This is a genomic window from Pseudomonas sp. TH32, assembly GCF_016650855.1.
Taxonomy (GTDB): Bacteria; Pseudomonadota; Gammaproteobacteria; order Pseudomonadales; family Pseudomonadaceae; genus Aquipseudomonas.
This window is the reverse complement of the sequence record NZ_JAEKFA010000002.1, coordinates 36,770-49,795: the sequence shown is the minus strand read 5'-3', so window position 1 is coordinate 49,795 and position 13,026 is coordinate 36,770. Positions and strand designations below refer to the sequence as shown.

Annotated in this window: 14 protein-coding genes and 1 pseudogene; 7 read left to right on the top strand and 8 right to left on the bottom strand. The window is 59.4% G+C overall.

All coding sequences use genetic code 11. The features are described from left to right. Position 1: 1 nt before the first annotated feature. The gene (locus JFV30_RS03920; RefSeq protein WP_201122026.1) at positions 2-1,231 is read right to left on the bottom strand and encodes a Zn-dependent hydrolase; all 1,230 of its coding nucleotides are present in this window, start codon (positions 1,229-1,231) and stop codon (positions 2-4) included. A gap of 22 nt (positions 1,232-1,253) precedes the next feature. Beyond that, on the bottom strand, positions 1,254-2,564 hold the full coding sequence (locus JFV30_RS03915; protein WP_010176571.1) for an MFS transporter: 1,311 nt from the start codon (positions 2,562-2,564) through the stop codon (positions 1,254-1,256). Between the two features lie 159 nt (positions 2,565-2,723). On the opposite strand from JFV30_RS03915, the gene JFV30_RS03910 reads away from it, so the two are divergent. The 3 genes from JFV30_RS03910 to JFV30_RS03900 all read left to right on the top strand — a co-directional run bounded on the left by JFV30_RS03910 (position 2,724) and on the right by JFV30_RS03900 (position 5,648). Next, entirely contained in the window at positions 2,724-3,665 is a 942-nt protein-coding gene (locus tag JFV30_RS03910; protein WP_201122024.1) for a LysR family transcriptional regulator, read from the top strand. A 112-nt stretch (positions 3,666-3,777) separates the two neighbouring features. Continuing rightward, on the top strand, positions 3,778-4,599 hold the full coding sequence (locus tag JFV30_RS03905; RefSeq protein WP_201122021.1) for an SDR family NAD(P)-dependent oxidoreductase: 822 nt from the start codon (positions 3,778-3,780) through the stop codon (positions 4,597-4,599). Between the two features lie 26 nt (positions 4,600-4,625). Continuing rightward, on the top strand, positions 4,626-5,648 hold the full coding sequence (locus tag JFV30_RS03900; protein ID WP_201122019.1) for an AraC family transcriptional regulator: 1,023 nt from the start codon (positions 4,626-4,628) through the stop codon (positions 5,646-5,648). On the opposite strand, the gene JFV30_RS03895 is transcribed toward JFV30_RS03900, so the two are convergent. From JFV30_RS03895 to JFV30_RS03875, 5 genes are all read right to left on the bottom strand, one after another. Next, positions 5,638-6,252, bottom strand: coding sequence for a hypothetical protein (locus tag JFV30_RS03895; RefSeq protein ID WP_201122017.1), 615 nt, complete (start codon positions 6,250-6,252; stop codon positions 5,638-5,640). The two genes, JFV30_RS03900 and JFV30_RS03895, sit on opposite strands and share 11 nt — an antisense overlap. 104 nt (positions 6,253-6,356) lie before the next feature. Beyond that, positions 6,357-7,124, bottom strand: coding sequence for an anti-sigma factor family protein (locus JFV30_RS03890; RefSeq protein ID WP_201122015.1), 768 nt, complete (start codon positions 7,122-7,124; stop codon positions 6,357-6,359). Next, entirely contained in the window at positions 7,121-7,618 is a 498-nt protein-coding gene (locus JFV30_RS03885) for an RNA polymerase sigma factor (RefSeq protein WP_201126121.1), read from the bottom strand. The genes JFV30_RS03890 and JFV30_RS03885 overlap by 4 nt, the downstream gene beginning before the upstream one ends. A gap of 58 nt (positions 7,619-7,676) precedes the next feature. Continuing rightward, positions 7,677-8,228: a tetratricopeptide repeat protein gene (locus JFV30_RS03880; RefSeq protein ID WP_242487022.1), complete on the bottom strand. Its 552-nt coding sequence runs from the start codon at positions 8,226-8,228 to the stop codon at positions 7,677-7,679. A 43-nt stretch (positions 8,229-8,271) separates the two neighbouring features. Next, on the bottom strand, positions 8,272-8,829 hold the full coding sequence (locus tag JFV30_RS03875; protein WP_010176579.1) for a cytochrome b: 558 nt from the start codon (positions 8,827-8,829) through the stop codon (positions 8,272-8,274). 237 nt (positions 8,830-9,066) lie between these two features. Here JFV30_RS03875 and JFV30_RS03870 point away from each other — a divergent pair, with 237 nt between their 5' ends. From JFV30_RS03870 to JFV30_RS03855, 4 genes and pseudogenes are all read left to right on the top strand, one after another. Continuing rightward, complete coding sequence (locus tag JFV30_RS03870) at positions 9,067-9,369, top strand: type II toxin-antitoxin system HigB family toxin (RefSeq protein ID WP_010176580.1); 303 nt, start codon at positions 9,067-9,069, stop codon at positions 9,367-9,369. Positions 9,370-9,372: 3 nt separating this feature from the next. After that, on the top strand, positions 9,373-9,744 hold the full coding sequence (locus tag JFV30_RS03865) for a helix-turn-helix domain-containing protein (RefSeq protein WP_010176581.1): 372 nt from the start codon (positions 9,373-9,375) through the stop codon (positions 9,742-9,744). A gap of 233 nt (positions 9,745-9,977) precedes the next feature. After that, complete coding sequence (locus tag JFV30_RS03860; protein WP_201122013.1) at positions 9,978-11,237, top strand: tyrosine-type recombinase/integrase; 1,260 nt, start codon at positions 9,978-9,980, stop codon at positions 11,235-11,237. Further along, positions 11,225-11,512, top strand: a pseudogene (locus tag JFV30_RS03855) (tyrosine-type recombinase/integrase); the annotation flags it as partial. The gene JFV30_RS03860 and the pseudogene JFV30_RS03855, both read left to right, overlap by 13 nt. A 744-nt stretch (positions 11,513-12,256) precedes the next feature. Here JFV30_RS03855 and JFV30_RS03850 read toward each other — a convergent pair. Next, positions 12,257-12,991: a reverse transcriptase domain-containing protein gene (locus tag JFV30_RS03850; RefSeq protein ID WP_201122011.1), complete on the bottom strand. Its 735-nt coding sequence runs from the start codon at positions 12,989-12,991 to the stop codon at positions 12,257-12,259. Positions 12,992-13,026: the final 35 nt, after the last annotated feature.

Genomic DNA, 13,026 nt, shown 5'->3' with positions numbered 1-13,026 from the left:
CTTACTGAGCCTGGCCGGCGCGTTTCAACACGGCATTGAGCAGTACATCAGTGCCCTGGCGAACATCCTCGGGCAGCACGTCTTCCGCTTCGTTATGACTCAAGCCACCCACGCACGGGATGAACACCATCGCCGTCGGGCAGAAGCGCGCCAGGTGGATGGCGTCGTGGCCGGCGCCGCTGACGATGGATTGCTGGGCATAACCCAACGCATCCACCGCCGACTGCACGCACGCCACACACTCGGCATCAAACGGCGTCGCCGGGCTGATCCAGTGCGGGCTGACGGTGACGCTCAGGCCTCGCTGGGCGGCGATGTCCTGCAAGCGGGTACGCACGTGTTGCTCCATGGCGTCGATGTCGGCGTCACGGTGGTGGCGCAGGTCGACAGTGAAATTCAGCAGGCCGGGAATGGTGTTGCGCGATGATTTGGCGATGCTCAATTCACCCACCGTCGTCAGCCCTTCCGGCGCAAAATCGACCGCCAGGGTTTCCAGTGACTGGATCATCTGTGCGGCGCCGTACAGGGCGTCTTTGCGCAGCGGCATGGGCGTGGTCCCGGCATGGGCGGCCATGCCTTCCACACGCACATCGAGCCAGCGGATCGCCTGGCCGCCGGTGACCACGCCAATGCTCTTGGCGTTGTCTTCCAGAATAGGACCTTGCTCGATGTGCGCTTCAAAATACGCATCCACCGCACCGCCCAACGGGCGTTCGCCGTGATAGCCGGTGCTGCGCAACGCCTGCGCCACGCTGACACCGTCCACATCCCGGGTGGCCAGCGCCTTATCCAACGCCAAGGTGCCGGTGAACACCGCCGAGCCGAGCATGGCCGGGGTAAAACGGGCGCCCTCCTCGTTGGTCCACACCGCGATTTCCAGCGGCTTGCGGGTCTGGATGCCGTGGTCGTCGAGGCTGCGGATCACTTCCAGTCCGGCCAACACACCATAGACGCCATCGAAGCGCCCGCCTTTGGGCTGGGTGTCGAGGTGGCTGCCCATCATCACCGGCGCAGCGCCGGTGTCGGTTCCCTCCCGGCGGGCGAACAGGTTGCCGATGGCATCGACGCTCAAGGTCAGCCCGGCATCTTCACACCAGCGGCTGAACAGCGCGCGGCCTGCCTGGTCTTCGGCGCTCAACGCCAGGCGGCAACTGCCACCGCGCGCCGTGGCGCCGATCTCGGCCATGGCCATCAGGCTGGCCCACAGGCGCTCGCCGTTAATCTTCAACATACACATTCTCCAATCAAACTCATCAAGCCATTTCAAGACGGTGCGCGGTGGCGTGGCGGCGGGACAACGCGAGTACGCACACCAGCGAAATCGCAGCAATCGCGCTGTAGAACACAGCCATCGGCCACCACTGGCCCTGGTATTCATGGGCCAGCCACGTGCCGATCAACGGCGTGAGGCCACCGGCCAGCGCGCCACACACTTGGTAGGCCAGGGAGATGGCGGTATAGCGCACGCGGGTTTCGAACAGGCCGCTGACGAAGCCGGCGATCACCGCATAAAACGAGGCCATGCACACCACAGCCAGGGCGATACCGAGGATGATCAACGGCGCCTGGCCGCTGCTGACCAGCACGAACATCGGGTATGGCGACGCCATTGCCAGCAGCGTCATGGCACACAGAAAGCGCGTCGCACCGACCTTCTCCGCCACCCAGGCCGCCAGCGGCTGAACACAGAACTGGATGATGGCCACCACAAACAGGCACTCCAGAATCAACGAGCGCGGCAGGTTAAGTTGCTGGGTGCTGTAGGCAATCATGAAGGTGTTGGTGAAATACACGCCGGCAATGCCCAGCGTGTTAGCGCCGATGCACAGCAACAATGGACGCCAGGAAGTCCTCAGCACCTCGATCACCGGGGCCTGATCCTGGGTGATGGCCCGGGCTTTTTCCGCCCTGGCTTTGTCTTCCAGGAACTCGGGGGATTCGTTGACACCCAGGCGGATCGCCAACCCGACGATCAACAACAGCGCGCTGGCCAGGAAAGGCACGCGCCAGCCCCAACTGAGCAGGTCGGCTTCCGGCAAACGGGTCACGGCACTGAACGCCAGCAACGACAGAATCAAACCCGCCGGGCTGCCCAACTGCGCAAAGGAGGCAAAGAAGTTGCGACGACCTTTGGGCGCATGTTCGCCGGCCATCAGCACTGCCCCACCCCACTCGCCACCCACGGCAATGCCCTGCACCACCCGCAGCAGCACCAGCAAAACCGGTGCCGCGACGCCGATCTGCGCGTAGGTCGGCAACAGCCCGATGCACACCGTCACCACGCCCATCATCACCAGGGTAATCACCAGGGATTTCTTGCGACCGATACGGTCACCGATATGCCCAAACACAATGCCGCCCAACGGCCGGGCGAAGAAGCCCACGGCAAAGGTGCCGAAGGCGGCCATGGTGCTGAACAGCTTGTCGTCGGAAGGGAAAAACAGCTGGCCAAACACCAGCGCAGCGGCGGTGGCGTAGATGTAAAAGTCGTACCACTCGATCATGGTGCCGATGAAGGCGGCGGCCGCGGCACGGCGAGGCTGCGGCGAAGCGGATGGCTTCATGGGGTTGGCTCCTTTGGTTATTTTTTTGGCAGGAGAAAGGTCTGGCGCATGCGCTCTGATGGCGCTAAGTGAGGGTGATTTTTCGTCTCGGCGCTATGATTAGTCAATTTTCTATTTATTATTCCAATTATAAATCCTGCTTATTATCGAGCTGTTGCCATGTCTGAAAACCGCCGAGATGTTCACCCGCTGCTCAATGACCGCCTGGACTGGAACCTGCTGCGCACCTTCCGGGTGATCGGCCAGGAATTGAGCATCAGCCGCGCCGCCGCACGCCTGCACCTGACCCAACCGGCCATCAGCCAGGCGCTCAAGCGCCTGGAAGAACAGCTCGACTGCCAGCTGATTGCCCGTCGCGGCCCACGCTTTGTGCTGACCGAGGCCGGCGAGCAGATATTCGCGATTGCCGGCGAGATGTACGGCCAGGTCTCGCAGATGAGCAACGCCCTGCAAAAACCCGGCGACGAGATGCTCGGCAAGGTGCGGTTGCTGATGATCAGTCGGATCAATTCCGACACCTTTGATGACTTTCTCGCCGACTTCCACCGCCAGCATCCCAGGGTCGACCTGGACGTGGAGGTGATGCGCAGCTCTGACATCGTTGCCGCCCTGCTGGAGAAAACCGCAACCCTTGGCCTGAGCCTCAATCGCCGGCCACAACCCCGCCTCGAGCAGCACCTGTTTCTACGCCAGCGGTATGCATTCTTTTGCGGGCGGCATCACCCGTTGTTCGGCCGCACCGGCTTGGCGGAAGGCGATTTGCAGTCGGAAAATTTCGTGAGTTTTACCAGCGACCAGATCGGCGGGATGCTCTCGCCGTTGACGATTTTCCGCGACCAGCAGGGCTTCAGCGGGCGCATCGTGGCGTCGTCCTCCAGCCTGGAAGAAGTACGGCGGTTGGTGATCGCCGGATTTGGCCTGGGCTGCCTGCCGATTCATGTGGTGGCCGAGGACGTGAAGAACGGGTTGCTATGGCGTTTGCCGCCGGACGAGGGAATTACCGACGTGGATATCCACCTGCTGTGGAACCGCGAGCAGAAGATGAGCCGGGCAGAGACGGTGTTTATCGAGAGCCTCTCGGCGCGACTCGCCGCGGAATAAATGGCGTAATTTGCAAGTCGCTTGGCGCCCTCTTGCTAGTGTATGAAAACGGCCCGTCCACCATCATTCGTTCACAGGTTGCTCCCGTTGTCTCAAACGAAGAGGTGTTCGAATGTCCAAAATCTGGTTTATCACCGGCAGTTCCCGTGGCCTTGGCCGCTCGATTACTGTGGCCGCACTGCGCGCCGGTGATCGTGTAGTCGCCACCGCGCGCAATCCCAAGCAGTTGGATGACCTGGTGGCCGAATATGGTGATGCGGTTTATCCCGTCGCGCTGGATGTCACCCACAACCAGCAGGTGCTGGAAGCGGTAGACGCTGCGGTGAAACATTTTGGCCGCCTGGATGTGGTGGTCAATAACGCTGGCTACGGTGATCTGGCTTCGGTGGAAGACGTAACCCTGGAGGATTTTTCGGCGCAGATCGACACCAATTTCTACGGTGTGGTGCACGTCAGCAAGGCGGTGGTGCCGGTGCTGCGCGCCCAGGGCAATGGGCATATCTTTCAGGTGTCGTCGCTGGGTGGACGTATCGGCATGGCAGGCCTGGCCGCATACCAAAGCGCAAAATGGGCCGTCGGTGGTTTTTCCACGGTGCTGGCACAGGAAGTCACGCCACTGGGCATCCAGGTAACCGTGCTGGAGCCGGGCGGCATGCGCACGGACTGGTCGGGCAGCTCCATGACGATTCCCGCCATCAGTGAGCCCTACCAGCAAACCGTCGGTGCCCTGGTGGAATTGCTCAACTCACCCGGCATCCTGCCGACCGGCCCGGACCGGGTTGCCGAAATCGTGCTGGAGCTGGCACTGAACAAAGACGCCCCGCTACGCTTGTTGATCGGCAGCGATGCCGTGCAATACGCGGCCCGGGCAGCGGCAGACTTGGCCGAGTCGGATAAAAAGTGGCATGACCTCAGTGTGTCGGCCTCGGATTAATCTCACGATTTGAAAGAAGGTACTGCATGCCTGACGCGACACAACCCCGTTTCAACATACCGGACGTGTTTTGGCTGGCCCTGAAAAGCGTCGGGCTGGAGCCATCGGTGGTGTTGCGTCAGGCGCGCTTGCCCATGACCCTGCATATCCGCGAGCGGCGCGACCGGCGGCAGGTGACGACGCTGGAGTTCTTTCGCCTGTGGGAGGCGGTGCGGGCGCTCAACCCTGATCCGGCTGTCGGAATCCTGCTGATGACCCGCCTTGAGGTCACCACACTTCCACCGTCCAGCTTTGCCGCCTTTATCGCCCGGGATTATCGGGATGGCCTGCACCGCCTCGCCCGCTTCAAGCAACTGTGCACGCCTGAGCGCCTGCTGGTTTGCGAGAATGGCCGCAGGTGCACGGTGACCATCGAATGGCTGCACACGCCTGAGCCGCCACCGCCGCTGTTGGTGGACGCGGCGTTTGCCACGTTTGTGGAGTTGGGCCGGCGGGGTTCACGGGCGCAGATCACTCCTCTGAACGTTGAACTGGCTCGCCCGGACGACGGCAGCACCGTACTGGCGGAGTTTTTCGGCTGCCCCGTGCGCTTTGGTGCCGAGCGCAATGCGCTGGTGCTGGATGGCGCGGATCTGGATCGCCCCTTTCCTGGATACAATCCGCAAATGCTGGACATGCTGAACCCGGGCCTGGTGGCGGCGCTGGCCGAAGCATCAGCACCGGCCAGCATCTGCCATCAAGTCAAAATCACCCTCAAGCGCATTCTGGCCAGTGGCCGCCCCGAGATGATCGAAGTCGCGCGGGAATTGGGCATGAGCGAACGCACATTGCAGCGGCGCATTACCGAAGCCGGCAGCAGTTTTCGGCAACTGATGCTGGAGACCCGCCAGGAAGTGGTGCGCCATTTGCTCACCGAGCCGTCTATCGAAATAGACGAGATCGCCTGCCTGGTCGGCTATGAAGACACCAACTCGTTTTATCGGGCGTTTCGCTCCTGGGAAGGGACGACGCCGGCTCGGTGGCGCGCGCTGCAAGCCCCTACGTGTTGATAAACGCCGGTTGCTTGCACAGGGTCAGGTTGTTGAGGTGCTCGTTGATGTCGAGCTTTGACGAGCCAATATCGAATTGGTAGTAGACCTTCCACGACATCGCCGCCCGGTTGCCCGTGGTGCAGAACTTCATCAGCTTGGCCTTGCAGGTGGCCTCGTAGAACGTGCCCGCCAGCATGCGCGCCGGGCTGGCGCCGGGGTCCTTCGACTGGCAGGGACAGTGGGACAGGAATACCTCGGCTTTGGCCGGCGGCCGGCCGCGCAGGCTGACGAAGTTTTGCACGCATTCGTCGAAATGCTCGATCAACAACTCTTCTGCGTGGCGGCTTTCGACGTCTACGCCGCGCTGCGCCACCAAGGCCTGGGCGACCGGCAACATCGACCGATACGAATCCTGGTGCTCAGCCGTGGTCAGCGTCCTGTTTAATAGCTGCGCATGCAGTTTCAATTTGTTGCCCACGGCACTGTTGGCGACTTGCTCGCGCGATTGCCGGCTGATGAACACGTAGTACCGCGCGCCCTCCAGGCTCAGTACCAAGCCAATCGCACCTGGGCGCTCACGAAGCGGAAGCGCTTCTTTGAGTGTGTCTCGGTAAACCAGCATGGGCCTCTCCCTCACCAATCGATAAACCCGAATCAACAGGACGCCAGATTCGGACAGGTACATTGGTGAACAGTCAGGGGGCCGGGTTTATTCCATACCGGTGACTATACGGCCAGGGTCTTTTCAGCACTGCGCGCCATGATCTGCAAATCTTCAAACGGGTTTCTGCCAATCAACATGAACGCATGGGTTGGGCTGGACCAAAACACCACGTTCATGCCACGGCGCTGCTCAGTGGCCATGGGTGCGGCGCCCTTTTTCGCCGCCGTGATGCACAGCGCCAAAGGACCGTGGCGCGGGTCGAGGTAGGTCAATTGGCCGATCAATACACCGTCATAATCGAGGATTTGTGCGCGCCTGAACTCGGCGCCCGGCAGGCTGATTGCCTCAGGGCTCAGCGGCAGGCCGAGTTGGCGCCCTACCGAATTCAGTTGAGCGAGATGGGAGTCAGGGTCGGCGCTGAGGTTCTCCAGGGTCCGGGGCGTATACAGCGCCATGTATTCGGCGACCGAGGTGCGCCATCCCGAACTAGGCTCAGGCCGGGGCCACGCCATGAACAGTCGATCAGCGACCACACCGGCCACCGCAAAGCTTGCCGCTACCGCGAGAAACCTGCGTCGACTCAGGGCCGGTGTGTGTGCCGGCGGCAAGGCGTCGAGCATCGCCTGCAAACGCTCGGCAGGGGCTTGGTCGAGAACCGAATCGAACGCTGACTTGAACGACAACTGCCCGCGCTTGAGCTGCTCGACGCGGGCCGTCACGGCGGGATCGATCCCCAGCAGGTTATCGATAAGCTGGCACCGCTCGGGGTCCAGCTCACCGTCGAGATAAGCCACCAGCAGTTCATCCGACGGTAGGGTCTGTTGAGTCATCGTCGTTCTCCGCTCGATTTATCCAGCAGGCCGCTTGAGTGCGCCGTTTCAGCCAGCCTCAAGCGCGCAGCAGCCAGCCGGCTCATCACCGTTCCCACCGGGATGTGCAGGACCTCGGCAATTTCCTTGTATGAAAGCCCTTCGACGTAGGCCAGGAACACCGTCTCCCGCTGGGCTTCGGGTAGCGCATTGACGCGTTTGATGACCTGCGCGGCCAGCACCTGGTCCTGAGCCTGGGTTTCGCCGTCGAACGACAACTCCTCCTCCGCGTCGACAAATCCCTGGCCCTGTCGTACCCGCTGCGAGCGCAGTTCGTTAAGCCAGATCGAATGCATGATCGTCAGCAGCCAGCGGTCGAGCCGCGTGCCGGCCACAAACTGGCCCGCACGCTCCAACGCACGCACGCAGGTGGCCTGCACCAGGTCATCCGCCACATGCTTTTGTCGCGACAGCACCAAGCCGTATCGCCATAAACGCGGCAACAGCAGGCTCAACTCACGGCGCAACTCAGCGTCTTGGGTGATGGCGGTCTCCTGTCGTTTCGCTCACGCGTCAAGCCTGAGGTGCGGCGGCGATAGCTTCGGCCAGGTCTTCGTACTCTTCGCAAGTGGTGCTGCACAAGGCTTTGATTTTCACCAGTTGCTCCTGGGCCAGGTCTACACGGCCCTTGATCACATAGGCCTCGCCGAGGTATTCGCGCACCTGGGCGTAGTTGGGGTCCAGTGCCACGGATTTAAGGTAGTAGCTGATACCTTCATCGGTGCGACCCAACTTGCGGGTGGCGTAGCCGCGATAGTTCAGGGCCTTGGCCGTGTTCGGGTTGTGCAGGGTGTCGAGCAGTGACAGGGCTTCTTCGTAGCGCCCGTCCTTGGCCAGGCGATAGGCGTAATCGGTGCGATCGGCGTCCGAGGTGGCCTTGCTTGTCTGCAATACGCACTTGCCGGTCTTGGTATCCCAGACCTGGCCTTTGGGGCAGTTGGGCTTGGGCGGCGCCGATTCGTCACCGGAAGCGTGGGCCTGGCCGGCCAGTAGCGCGGCGGCCATACAGGCTCCGAAGAACAAGGCAGTGCGATAATCAACGGCGTGTTCGTGGCGACTCTTCATGGCGTTCATGCTCCGTAACAATAGGGAAAGTACCGCAGCAAACTCAGTGTTGAAGATCGCCCCGAGGGCCGGGCAGCATGCGGCGCAAGGTGCTGTCGCGCTGGATGTAGTGATGCCACAGCGCGGCACAGGCATGCAGCCCCGCGAGCACGATGATCGCCCAGGCGACGTTGTTGTGCAGGCCACCCAGGGTGCCCCGCAATTCGTGATCGATCACAAACGGCGCAGGCACCGGGAACAGTCCAAAAAAGTTGAAGGGCTCGCCCTGGGCCCAGCGGAACAGGAAGCCGAGGATGACCTGCGTGAGTAATAGCAGGTATAGACAGCCGTGGGCGATTTTGGCGGCCACGTTCAGCGCCGGGTGCGTGTCGGCCTTTGGATGATTGCCGCCGAACAGGCGCCAGAGGATACGTGCAGCAATCAGCACCGCCATTGCGATACCCAGGGAGATATGCACGGATTGCAGGCCTTTGCGCAGTGGCGTGCCTTTTTCTAGGTTTTCCCAGATGTGGGCGCTGGCGAACATGAAGATCACCAGGGCAGCGGTCAGCCAGTGGAAGGTGCGGGTCAGGCGGTCGTAGCGGTCGGTTGGGATGTTCATGGGCGTTTCCTGGGTGGTCTGTGGGGTGAACACCGCAGTGGGGGGAGTTATTCGGTCGTGAGTGAAAGTTTATGTGAGCGCGACGGAATACAACGCTTCTTGGGCTGGGAGGAAAACACCCAGAAACCAAATCACTCGCCTGCCACTTCGCGTTTTATGGGACTTACGGCTTATCTGAACATCACCCATCGGATGAAACGCACTTGAACAAGTCCCATGCTGGGACTAGGATCTTTAATGAGAATTGTCGCTGTCAGCCAACTAAAGACCTTTTGGCAAAAACGCCCGGATGCAGAGCAATCATTCCTCGCCTGGATTGATGAGGTCAAAAAATCAGACTGGAAGACCCCGGCTGATATCAAGGCTCAGTTTCGTCACGCCAGTGTTCTAAAAAGCCGCAGGGTCGTGTTCAACATCAGAGGTAACGACTATCGGCTCGTGGCTGCCGTGGCTTATCGCTACGGCGCCCTCTATATCAAATTCGTCGGTACGCATAAGCAGTACGACGTCATTGATGCCGATACCGTTGAAATGGAGTAAGCCATGAATATTCGCCCTATCCACACCGAGCAAGACTACCGGGACGCGCTGAAGGCTGTATCGCCCTTGTTCGACAATGAGCCTGAACCCGGGACACCTGAAGGCGACTATCTTGATGTGATGATTACGCTAATTGAAGTCTACGAAGCGAAGCACTTCCCGGTGGATTTGCCCAACCCGGTGGATGCCATCCGTTTCAGAATGGAGCAGTCGGGGCTATCGGCAGCTGACCTGGTACCTGCTATTGGCCGACAGAATCGGGTTTATGAGGTACTGAACGGAAAGCGGGCTCTTACGCTGCCGATGATTTGGAAGTTGCATGAGATGTTTGGGATTCCGGCAGAAAGCCTGATAAAGCCAGTAAAGATTGCTTGAGATCAGAAACGAAAAAGCCCCGTAGTTTATTCAACTACGGGGCTTTTTCTATGTAATGGCGGAGAGATAGTCCGCCAAATCAAAATCCACCAACAACCGATAAAACTCTACCGCCCTTTATTTTTAAGGGGCTACAAGCCTATCATCGTCTCAAGACATCTACCATCATTCGTCACCTTCCTAGCCTTTGTGGGGGAACAAATGGGGGAACAAACCAGATAAAGGATATTCCCATGGGAAAGCTGACCGCTAAGCAAATTGAAAATCTGACAACCCCAGGCACCTACGAGGACGGAGATGGCCTACGTCTCCTGATCAAGCCCAATGGGAAGAAGTATTGGGTACTGCGCTTCCAGCTCTCCGGCAAGCGGAGGGAGATGGGGTTAGGCACCTATCCTGCAATCGGCCTTAAGGAAGCTCGGCAAAACAGTAGCGATAAGCGTCGTTTACTGCGCGATGGTATTGACCCCTTACAGGCTCGTGACGATGAACGAGCGGCACAGGTGACCGCTGAGCTGCAACGTAAAAATAAAGCCATCACGTTCCGGGACGTTTCAGCCGATTACATAGAAGCTCACCGTGCTGGATGGAAAAACGTCAAACACGCCCAGCAATGGACGAACACCCTGGCTACTTACGCCGCGCCCGTCATCGGCGAACTCGCCACCAACCAGATCACCACCGAGCACGTCCTCGATATTCTAAAACCCATCTGGAGCAGCAAAGCCGAAACAGCTAGCCGGGTTCGTAACAGGATCGAACTAGTCCTTGATGCCGCCAAAGCACGTGGACTGCGAGTCGGTGAAAATCCAGCACGCTGGCGTGGACACCTAGACAAGCTGTTACCACCGAGCTCCAAGGCTAAACGCACCCAAAACCACCCGGCATTGCCTTACTCGGAGTTGGCTCGTTTCATACCGGCACTCGAAAGTGTCGAAGGTCAATCCGCCTACGCACTCAAAATGACGATCCTCACTGCGTGCCGAACCAGCGAGGTTCTTGAAGCCGACTGGAGTGAGGTTGATTTGAAAACCAAGCTATGGACGATTCCAGCGGTGCGAATGAAAGCGGGGAGAATTCATACCGTGCCGTTATCGGATGCGCTCATCGCACTGCTCGAAACTCTCCCACGAATCAAAGGTAGTTCGTTGCTGTTTCCAGGAGCTCGTAAAGGTCGCCCCATTAGTAATATGGCCATGTTAATGACTTTGCGTCGCATGGACCAAAAGGACCAGGAAGATGGTGGTAAGGGCTGGCGCGATAGCAATGACAAAGTCATTACTGCTCACGGGTTTCGCAGCACATTCAGGGACTGGGCTGCTGAATGTACACCCCATGCACGCGAAGTCTGCGAGATGGCTTTGGCTCACGTTGTCGCCAACGGCGCCGAGGCCGCCTACTGGCGCAGTGACTTGCTAGAAAAGCGCCGTGTACTGATGGCTGACTGGGCCGACTTTGTGACACGTAATGTAAAGGGGTCTGCCATTCTTTAGTAAACATGGCGCTGAAGCGAATGGTTCTCGAAAGGCGCCTCGTGAGTCATGGAATGCGCTCAATGGCGAGCACCATCCTCAACGAGCAGGGCTGGGATCCTGAATTGATAGAAGTCGCACTTGCCCACGTCGATAAAGACGAGGTACGCAGCGCCTACAACCGAGCGGACTACATCGAACGCAGACGCCCAATGATGACCTGGTGGAGCGATCACATTCAGGAAGCTGCTACCGGTAACCTTTCTGTGTCAGCTATCAGAGAAAAACGAGATTAAAAAGTCGCTTCGATACGCTGAACCAAAGGCAGCTACCGGCCGATCCAGTTGAAAAAGTCGGCTTGCCCAAAACGCTCGGATATCGATGCATGAAAACACCTCTTTTGCACGCAGCTAGAGAACATCACCAGGCTTCCGGACAAAGTCCATGCATGGCTCTGCAGGGCAAGGGGAGAGTTGCCATACCGCGTACGCCCCTCCCAGCCCGCTTCTACAGCGGAAGTTCCACGCGTCCGGTTTATGCGGTTTCTTCATCCTCACCCCGACCCCCACGAGCCCTCGTGCCGTTTCCGCCGCAAGTTCCACAGTGGTACATAGCGGTAGTGCCTGGGGGCGGATGCCGTTCAGGCAGCTGTCCAGTGAGTTGTCACTTCGGCAGACATAGAGAGAACCAGGGAGGTCGGGGTAGACTAGTAGGTCGTCCCACGACATGTTGGATCCGTCCCTCGTAAAATCGCTTGGCGACGCTTGTACAGCCGTCACGATCCAGCCTGAGGTCAGCCTGTCGATTGGTACTTCCCTCATCCAGATGGTCGCCGCGGTCGCGCTGCCGCACCCCGCAGCGCCCATGAGTAGCCCCGCGATCATGTTGCGTAATTGCAGTGTTCGTCCCTATGCGGTCGTATGACGGCCCGCAGGGTTTGTGAGCCGCATGTTCTCGGAGTATTTTGGTTCTTTCCGCATCCGCGAGTCGTGCACGGACGGACCTGGTGGCCAGCCCGGCGCAGACGAGAGAAGGATGGATCATCCCAACATCTGCATTACCCAGATGTTCCACCGTGTCAAATACGCTTGCACCCGCGCGTCGGCTTCTGTCGCTAACAGTCCCCTCCGTCGGGCTTGCTCATAGAGCCGCAACCGTTGTGTAAGATGGTTTTCTAACGCACGAGGCGCAATGGAGGTCCCCGCGGGGGTGAACCATACGCCCAGCCAGTCAAATCCATGCTCTATCCTCCCCAGTTGGGTTTTGTCCGGATGCGTTTCAAAGCCGCCCAGGTTAAAAAACTCATGCAGCTGTTTTACACAACGTCGCAGTTGCCAACGCGTGCGGGTTAGCAGCACAAAATCGTCCATATACCGCGCATAAAAGATGCCCTCCACGGCAGCAAAATGGTCATCCACGTGGTACAGCAGCGCAGCCCCCATGAGCGGACTGAGCGCACAACCCCGACATATCCCTTTGTCGGGCGTAAAAATATCCCCGCCGTCCTCGACGCTGTAATCCAGGTACTGCTCGACAAGGTCGGTAAGCACTGCCTCATCAAGGTGCTGGCGTACAAGACTCAGCAATTGCTCCTTGCGGATATGGCGGTAATAACCGCGAATATCCGTGCGATAGACGAATGGAAAGTCCCCGGAGGCTAGTGCCCGCCTAACTTCACTCACCGACTGCCTTCCCCCGCCCCGCCCTTTGATATGGGCGCAGCGTTCATGCGTCGGCAGCCGATTTTCCACCTGCAGTGCAACCCATTTCAGCACCAGGGCGTCTTGTGCGCACCACTGTACCCAGCTGC